Annotated in this window: 6 protein-coding genes; 3 read left to right on the top strand and 3 right to left on the bottom strand. The window is 57.3% G+C overall.

The window, feature by feature from the left end; all coding sequences use genetic code 11:
* Together B2310_RS08575 and B2310_RS08570 are read right to left on the bottom strand one after the other, a co-directional pair.
* The coding region (locus B2310_RS08575; RefSeq protein ID WP_290730523.1) for a GH116 family glycosyl-hydrolase at nt 1-1517 on the bottom strand (1517 nt) is incomplete at its 3' end.
* A gap of 104 nt (nt 1518-1621) precedes the next feature.
* Nucleotides 1622-2515 carry an FISUMP domain-containing protein gene (locus B2310_RS08570; RefSeq protein WP_290730520.1) on the bottom strand — a complete coding sequence of 298 codons (894 nt, stop codon included), beginning with the start codon at nt 2513-2515 and terminating at the stop codon, nt 1622-1624.
* Nucleotides 2516-2678: 163 nt separating this feature from the next.
* On the opposite strand from B2310_RS08570, the gene B2310_RS08565 reads away from it, so the two are divergent.
* From B2310_RS08565 to B2310_RS08555, 3 genes are all read left to right on the top strand, one after another.
* Nucleotides 2679-2879 (top strand): hypothetical protein, encoded by a 201-nt coding sequence (locus tag B2310_RS08565; protein ID WP_173366857.1) that lies wholly within the window; start codon nt 2679-2681, stop codon nt 2877-2879.
* 88 nt (nt 2880-2967) lie between these two features.
* A complete protein-coding gene (locus tag B2310_RS08560; RefSeq protein WP_290730516.1) occupies nt 2968-4272 on the top strand; it encodes an MgtC/SapB family protein in 1305 nt (434 codons plus the stop codon).
* 10 nt (nt 4273-4282) lie between these two features.
* Entirely contained in the window at nt 4283-5032 is a 750-nt protein-coding gene (locus B2310_RS08555) for a hydroxymethylpyrimidine/phosphomethylpyrimidine kinase (protein ID WP_290730514.1), read from the top strand.
* A 48-nt stretch (nt 5033-5080) separates the two neighbouring features.
* On the opposite strand, the gene typA is transcribed toward B2310_RS08555, so the two are convergent.
* A partial coding sequence (gene typA, locus B2310_RS08550; RefSeq protein WP_290730511.1) for a translational GTPase TypA occupies nt 5081-6869 on the bottom strand: 1789 nt, incomplete at its 5' end.

The following is a 6869-nucleotide window of genomic DNA, read 5'->3' as shown; positions in this document are numbered from 1 at the left end:
CTGAGCGTGTTGAGGGCGAGGCTCTTGAATTCGTCCTGCTTGGCGGCAGTCTTGTAGAGCTTGGCCACGGCCTTCTTCGGAACGAGGGCTTCGAATGCCTTGAGGCGAGCGTCAAAGTTCTTGTCGGCGGCGAGGGCTTCTTCGAGGATGGCGCCCACGCGGCCATAAGCTTCGGGGAAGAAGGCGGTGTACTTCTTGGCGGAAGTAAGCTTGTTCAGCTTGATTTCGGGGAAGTCGAGCACCAGGTTGAACTGGAAAGAAACCTTCTGCTTCGGCTTCAAGACGGCGGTAACAGCGACGGCACCGGCCATGGTTTCGCGACCGCTGTAAACGTTCTTAACCCAGGCTTCGCAAACGCGACCGCTGCGGAGAGCGCCCTTCAAAACAGAGGCGGCGTCATCCTGGTAGAACATCGGCTTCACGGAAACGTTCAGGTTATCCTTCTTGTTCCAGGCGACGGATACGCCCATGCAGCCGTTGAAGTCGCTTTCGGCGAGCGGCTTTTCGTTGTAAAATTCGAGACCGCGGACTTCGCGACCGTCCTTGGCCTGCTTCTCAAACTTGACGCCCTTCGGGAAACGTGCGGCGGGCACGAGCACGAAGCTCGAGTCCTGAACGCCCTGGCGGTCCTTCTTGGCCATGTAACCGGCGATGCAGTCCTGCACCTGCACGATCGTGATTTCGCGGGTTTCCTTGGTGGTATTTTCGAGAGTGAACACGGTGGCGTTCACGGGGAGGCTGGAGAGGCGTTCGTCACCCGGGGTCACGTAGCTGGACTGGGTTTTGGTAATCTGCACGCCCTTGCCTTCGTACTTGGTTTCACTCACCGGGTAGAGGGCGGCGTACTGCATCTTGGCGGCATCGTAACCGGCCTGTCCCAGGAATTCAGTGTCGTTTGCCCAGGCGGCGGTGAGGGCGCCCTGGCGCACGGCCTTTTCGCCCACGACACCGTTGAAGAAGTCGATGACGGCGCTGCGGTTGAGTTCGGCTCCGGCCTTGTTCAAGAGAGCCGCGGTGCGGTCGCTCCATTCGATGTGCCAGCGTTCAAACGCGGCCTTGTTGTTCTTGAAGAAATCCTTTTCGGCGATGGCCTTGTTGAGCTTGGCCTCGGCCTTCTTCTGGTTGGCCAGTTCAGCGGCGGTAAAGAGAGCTTCGCCCTTGGCGTCCACGAGCGGGTACTTGGCGAGCATCTGCGTGAAGCCGGCGAAGTCGCCGATTTCGAGAGCGGCCTTCGCGCCAATCACGGATTCGCGGAAGAAGAAATTGTTGAAGCGGAGGTCAGCGGGCTTTTCGGTGCGGACCTGCACGCCTGGCATCACGTTCATCACGGGAGTGGTGCCGGCAGGCGTGGCGGTGAATGTCGAGCCGATACCGCCGACAGCAATACCCGTGGTAGAGGGGGTCGTAGAAAGCGGGGTGTACCAGGGCTGGATAAATTCCACGGCGAGGCCCGGGGTCATCAGCTTCTGGACGGAACCGGCCTGTTTGGCGCCGGCGAGGTAATCTTTGATGCTCATAGTAGATTCCATGAATTGGGGTTAAATTTTTACAAGTATAAAATTACAAAATAAAAAAGGCTCCGCGCGGGCGGAACCTTTGAAAGATGCTTGTGGGGCCCGGGTTAGAAGTCCTTCATGCAGCGGACGGGGTAAAGGTCTTCCTTGTATTCCCAAGAGGAGGACATGGTTCTGTCTTCGAATGTGAGGATGAACACTTCGGCGCCATCGGCTCCGTCGACGGGAGTAGCCGTCCAGAATTTCGTAAATTCAGCGATTCCGGAATATTCATAGGTGTAGACGGTATCGCCGTAGTCGTCCTCTCCGAGATAGGTGTCTCCATAGCCTGTGCCGATACCGTAGAAACCGTAGGTGTCTTCGCCCGGGACTCCATTCTTGGAATTCCAAAGCACGTCGTCATAGGCGTCGAAGTTCGTCGATTTCAACTGGATGCCCGAGATGTCATCATTCTCGTCGAATCCGTTGTCCTGGGCGATATCGCCGTGGTCGTAGTCATAGAAGATGAAGTCTAGCATTTTTTTGAAGTCGTTCGAGGTGGGGATGCGCCAGCCCTCGGGGCAGATGCCCTGGTGCTTGTTCTTGATCTTGAGGGTGGCGTCCTCATAATTATAGCGATTGTCAAGGTTCATCGCCTCTGCCCAGCTGTAGAGCCTTCCGAAACGCTTGCAGTAATCCTCGTCGTCATTGTAGCAGTGGCCTGCGCTTGGGTCGTTGAGGTTTTCGCCCATCCAGAGCTGGTCGCCGATGCGCACGACGGAGTGCTTCACGCTTCCGACGGTTAGGTCGGCTGTGTAGTCGCGGTAGCTGCGGCTATCCTTGTAGTCATAGCCGTTGGGGCCGACTGTGCTAGGAGTGTTGTCGTCACCGTCCCGGTCGCGGAGGCTGCCGTGGTTTCCGTTGTCGATGCTGCCGTTCGTGCCTGAGTCTTCGGTACAGGCGGCAAGTCCGAATGCCATCGTCCCAGCGATGGCAATCATGGCTAATTTTTTCAGATTCATGTGAATACTCCTTGGTAGAATCGTTGAAAACATATATTTTCTCTTGCTTGAAAAATAAGCTTTTTTTAATAAAAAAGTTATCTTCGCCCAGAATTTTTTTCATTTTATCGGCTAATCCTGCATTTTGTCGCTTTTTGTGGCAAAATTGTGCTATTTTTAAGGTATGAACAAGCTGATGTCGTTCCTTATTCCCGGCCTTTTGGTAATCGTGGCGTTCGCGCTGGTCAAGACATTCCTCGTCCCGCCCGACATTGCCGTTAGGGAGTGGTTCGTGTACCTGACCGCGGGGGTGACCGTGTTTGGCGTGGTAATCCCGTGTGTCATCTATTACCTCACGACGCCCCCCGGAATCGACCACAAGTAGGGCTGATTTGGGGCTAATACTCCAAAGGCGAACATTCTTTTGCCTGGTTTTTGATCCCTTTGGGCGATGTAGAGTGTAAATTACTGTTATGCTTGACTTTAACATCTTCTACCGTTTGGCGGCTGCGATAGGCTTGGGTCTCATTATCGGCATGCAGCGCGAACATACGTATTCGGACCAGTCGGATCGGCATCCGGCCGGCGTGCGTACGTTTACGCTCGTGGGGCTTGCGGGGGCCATGGCTGCCCTCCTCTCCGACCAGATGGGTGGCGCGGCTCCGTTCATCACGGGGTTCGTGGTGGTGGGCATGCTCCTGATGGCGATGCATGTGTCGTTTGCGATAGGCCACCGTCGTCCGGATGCGCGCCTGGGCGATACTCCGGTGGGGGGCGACGGCATCACGACGAGTGTTGCTCTGGTCATCGTCTACCTGCTCGGCGGAATCTGCTGGTACGGCCGCCTGCTTGAATCCTGTATCATCATGGTCGTGATGCTCTGGGTGCTGTCGGCGAAGGAACAGCTACATGCTTTCGCGCAGAAACTTTCGAAGGAGGATGTCCTCGCAACGGTCAAGTTCGCAGTGATTTCGGCTTTGATTTTGCCGTTCCTGCCGAACCAGGCTTACGGCCCGCCGGGACTCGAGGTGCTGAACCCGCATACGATCTGGCTGTTCGTCGTGTTTATCTCGGGCATCGGGTTCGTGGGCTACGTGCTCATCAAGGTCGTGGGGCCGGGCAAGGGAATCTGGCTTACCGGACTCCTGGGCGGGCTTGCGAGCAGTACCGCGCTTACACTCAATCTTGCGGGCCGCAGCCGCGAGAACGAGGATTACGCTTCGGACTTTACGCTCGGCATCGTGCTCAGCTGGGCGGTGATGTATGTGCGCCTCTACCTTATCTGCATCTTCTTGAGCGGTGCGCTGGCAAAGCCCTTGCTGCTGCCGTTGCTTTTGCCGGTGGTGCCCGCGCTCGGGTATGCGCTTTATCTCAAGATTCGGGAATCACGCAACCACAGGCAGAAGAGTACGGATTTTTCGAACCCGTTCAAGCTTTTGCCCGCCATCAAATTCGGCATCGTGTTCACCTGCGTGATGTTTGTCGCGAATGCGGCTCGCGTCTACCTGGGTTCGGGGGCGCTCCTTGCGTGCAGCTTCCTGGGGGGTGCCGCCGAGATGGACGCGGTGGCGTTTTCCGTTATCGACATGAACCTGAAGTCGGGACTCGGCGTGCGTGAACTCGTGCTTGCGCTTTTGTTCGCAAGCCTTGCCAATACGCTCACCAAGGGGGCCCTCGTTTTTGCGCTCGGTGCGAAATCCATGCGCAAGCCGATTTTGCCTGCAGTGGTGCTGATTTGCCTTTTGACCGCGGGTTTGATAGGGTATTACATGGTCTAGGGGGTTGGTCATGGCTGATAAACTGATACATGCGCTTACTGTGGCGGGCTTCGATGGAAGCGCCGGTGCGGGCTTTGTTGCCGACATCAAGACGATGGCGCATTTCGGCGTGTACGGCCAGGCGGTGTGCACGGCCCTAACCGAACAGAACGAGGAAGAGTTTATCGCCCCGGGCTGGGTCATCTGGGACCGCATCGAGGCACAACTTGCGACGCTCTATAAAAAGCACAAGTTCAAGTACGTGAAAATCGGGCTCGTGGAAAAGGCAAAAATCCTGAAGCGGATTGTTGAATTTGTCCGTAAAGAATCTCCAGACGCGTTTATCGTGTGGGACCCGATTGCTTCGGCGAGTGCGGGGTTCCACTTTATGCGCGATGCGGAACTGGACGAGTTCCTGCCTGTAATGAAGTCGATTGACCTTGTGACCCCGAACCAGGACGAATTTGCGTACCTGGGCCTGGGGCTTGCGGCTTCGCGCGGGTATGTCGAGTTGGGCAAGGATTTCGCAGTACTCCTGAAGGGCGGGCATGCGAAAGGGAAAGAAGCTGTCGATACGCTGTGGTACGGAGACAAACAGTACAAGTTTACGAGCCCGCGGCTCCCCGGCAAGGGAAAACATGGCACGGGCTGCGTGCTCTCTTCGGCAATCTTATCGAATGTGGCGCTAGGGCACGACCTGCCGGAAGCATGCCAGATAGCAAAAAATTACATGGACGAATTCCTCCAGAGCGGGGAAGGGCGTCTCGGGTTTTTGGTGTAGGACTAGCAAATACAGGAAAAGCCCCGCAGTGCGGGGCCTCTTTCGTTATTAATCGTCGTCTTCAGCGGGGCGCTTCGACATCTGCTTGCGCTTGATCGGGTCGAGCTCGGTCTTACGGAGGCGGAGGATTTCCGGCGTCACTTCGATGCATTCGTCTTCGTTGATGAAGGTGACGCATTCTTCCAAAGTCATGCGGCGGTACGGGGTCAGCTGGATCATGTCGTCAGCGGACTTGGAACGCATGTTGGTGAGGTGCTTGCCCTTCGTGACGTTCACGATGATATCGACGTCGCGGTTGTGTTCGCCCACAATCATGCCCGGATAAACTTCCGCACCCGGTCCGATGATGAGGTAGCCGCGGTCTTCCAGGTTCGAAAGCGCGTAGCTTGCTGCTTCGCCCGGTTCCTTCGCGATAAGCACGCCGTTGATGCGGGTCGGGATTTCGCCCTTGTACGGCTGGTATTCCTTGAAGAAGGACTGCGTAACGGCGTAACCCTTCGAGAGCGAGAGGAGCTTCGGGCGGATACCGATAAGGCCACGGGAAGGCACGATGAACTCGAGCGTCACGCGGTCGTTATCGTCGGTGACCATGTTCACCATTTCGCCCTTGCGCTGCTGGATTTCCTGGATGCAGGCGCCGCTGAATTCGCTCGGGACTTCGACCTTGAAGTCTTCGACCGGTTCGAGGAGCTTGCCGTTCTCGTCGTTGTGGAAAATCACTTGCGGAGATCCGATGGTGAATTCGTAAAGTTCGCGGCGCATGTTCTCGACGAGAATCGTGAGGTGCAAAATACCGCGGCCCGAGACCTTGAACGTGGAGGCGCCGTCGACCTTCTCGACGAGGAGGGCGGGGTCTGCCATGTGGGCGCGTTCCAGACGTTCTTGGAGCTGGTTACCCGTCATGAATTTGCCACCGTACTTGCCGGCGAGGGGCGAGGTGTTCACGGTGAAAACCATGGAGATGGTCGGCGGGTCGATATGGATGCGCGGCAGGTGCTTCGGGTTGTTCGCGGCGCTGATGGTATCGCCGATATCGAACGTGTCGAGGCCTGCGATAAGCACGATTTCGCCCGGACCGGCTTCGTCGACCGGCTTCGGGGTGAGGCCTTCGTAGCGCAGGATCTTCTGCGGGCGGACAGTCTTCACGGTGCCGTCGGTAAAGGCCTGTGCGTAGGTCTGGTTCGGCTTGAGCACGCCCTGCTGCACGCGGCCCACGGCCAGGCGGCCAAGGAAGGTCGAGTATTCGAGCGATGCAATCTGCAGGAGCGGTTCCGCAGCCGGGTCGCCCTTCGGGGCCGGAATGCGCTCGATAATCTTGTCCATGAGGATGCTGAAGTCACCGTCGGGGTCTTCCATCTCGGCCTTGCAGATGCCCTTGCGGCCGGAGCCGAACACCTTGTCGAAGTCAAGCTGCTCTTCATTGGCGTCGAGCTCGCAGAAGAGGTCGAACACCTTGTCGAGGGCTCCGTGCGGGTTGCAGCCGTCGCGGTCGATCTTGTTCACCACCACGATGGGGATGAGCCCGAGTTCGAGAGCCTTCTGCGTCACGAAGCGGGTCTGGGCCATCGGGCCTTCGAATGCGTCTACGACCAGCAGAACGCCGTCCACCGTACCGAGAACGCGTTCCACCTGGCCACCGAAGTCGGCGTGCCCCGGGGTATCGACGATGTTCACGCGGTAGCCCTTGTACATGACGCTCGTGTTCTTGCTGAGGATGGTGATGCCGCGTTCGCGTTCCAGGTTGTCGGAGTCCATCACGCGTTCGTTGACTTCTTCACCTTCGTGGAAGGTTCCACACTGCTTGAGGAGCTGGTCCACCAGGGTGGTCTTGCCGTGG

This window comes from Fibrobacter sp. UBA3629 (assembly GCF_002374005.1).
Lineage (GTDB): Bacteria > Fibrobacterota > Fibrobacteria > Fibrobacterales > Fibrobacteraceae > Fibrobacter.
The sequence above is the reverse complement of the archived record's forward strand: the minus strand, read 5'-3'. Positions and strand labels throughout refer to the sequence as shown.

Coding starts and splice junctions, on each gene's coding strand:
- B2310_RS08570 (WP_290730520.1), bottom strand. CDS start 2,515: ATGAATCTGAAAAAATTAGCCATGATTGCCATCGCTGGGACGATGGCA.
- B2310_RS08565 (WP_173366857.1), top strand. CDS start 2,679: ATGAACAAGCTGATGTCGTTCCTTATTCCCGGCCTTTTGGTAATCGTG.
- B2310_RS08560 (WP_290730516.1), top strand. CDS start 2,968: ATGCTTGACTTTAACATCTTCTACCGTTTGGCGGCTGCGATAGGCTTG.
- B2310_RS08555 (WP_290730514.1), top strand. CDS start 4,283: ATGGCTGATAAACTGATACATGCGCTTACTGTGGCGGGCTTCGATGGA.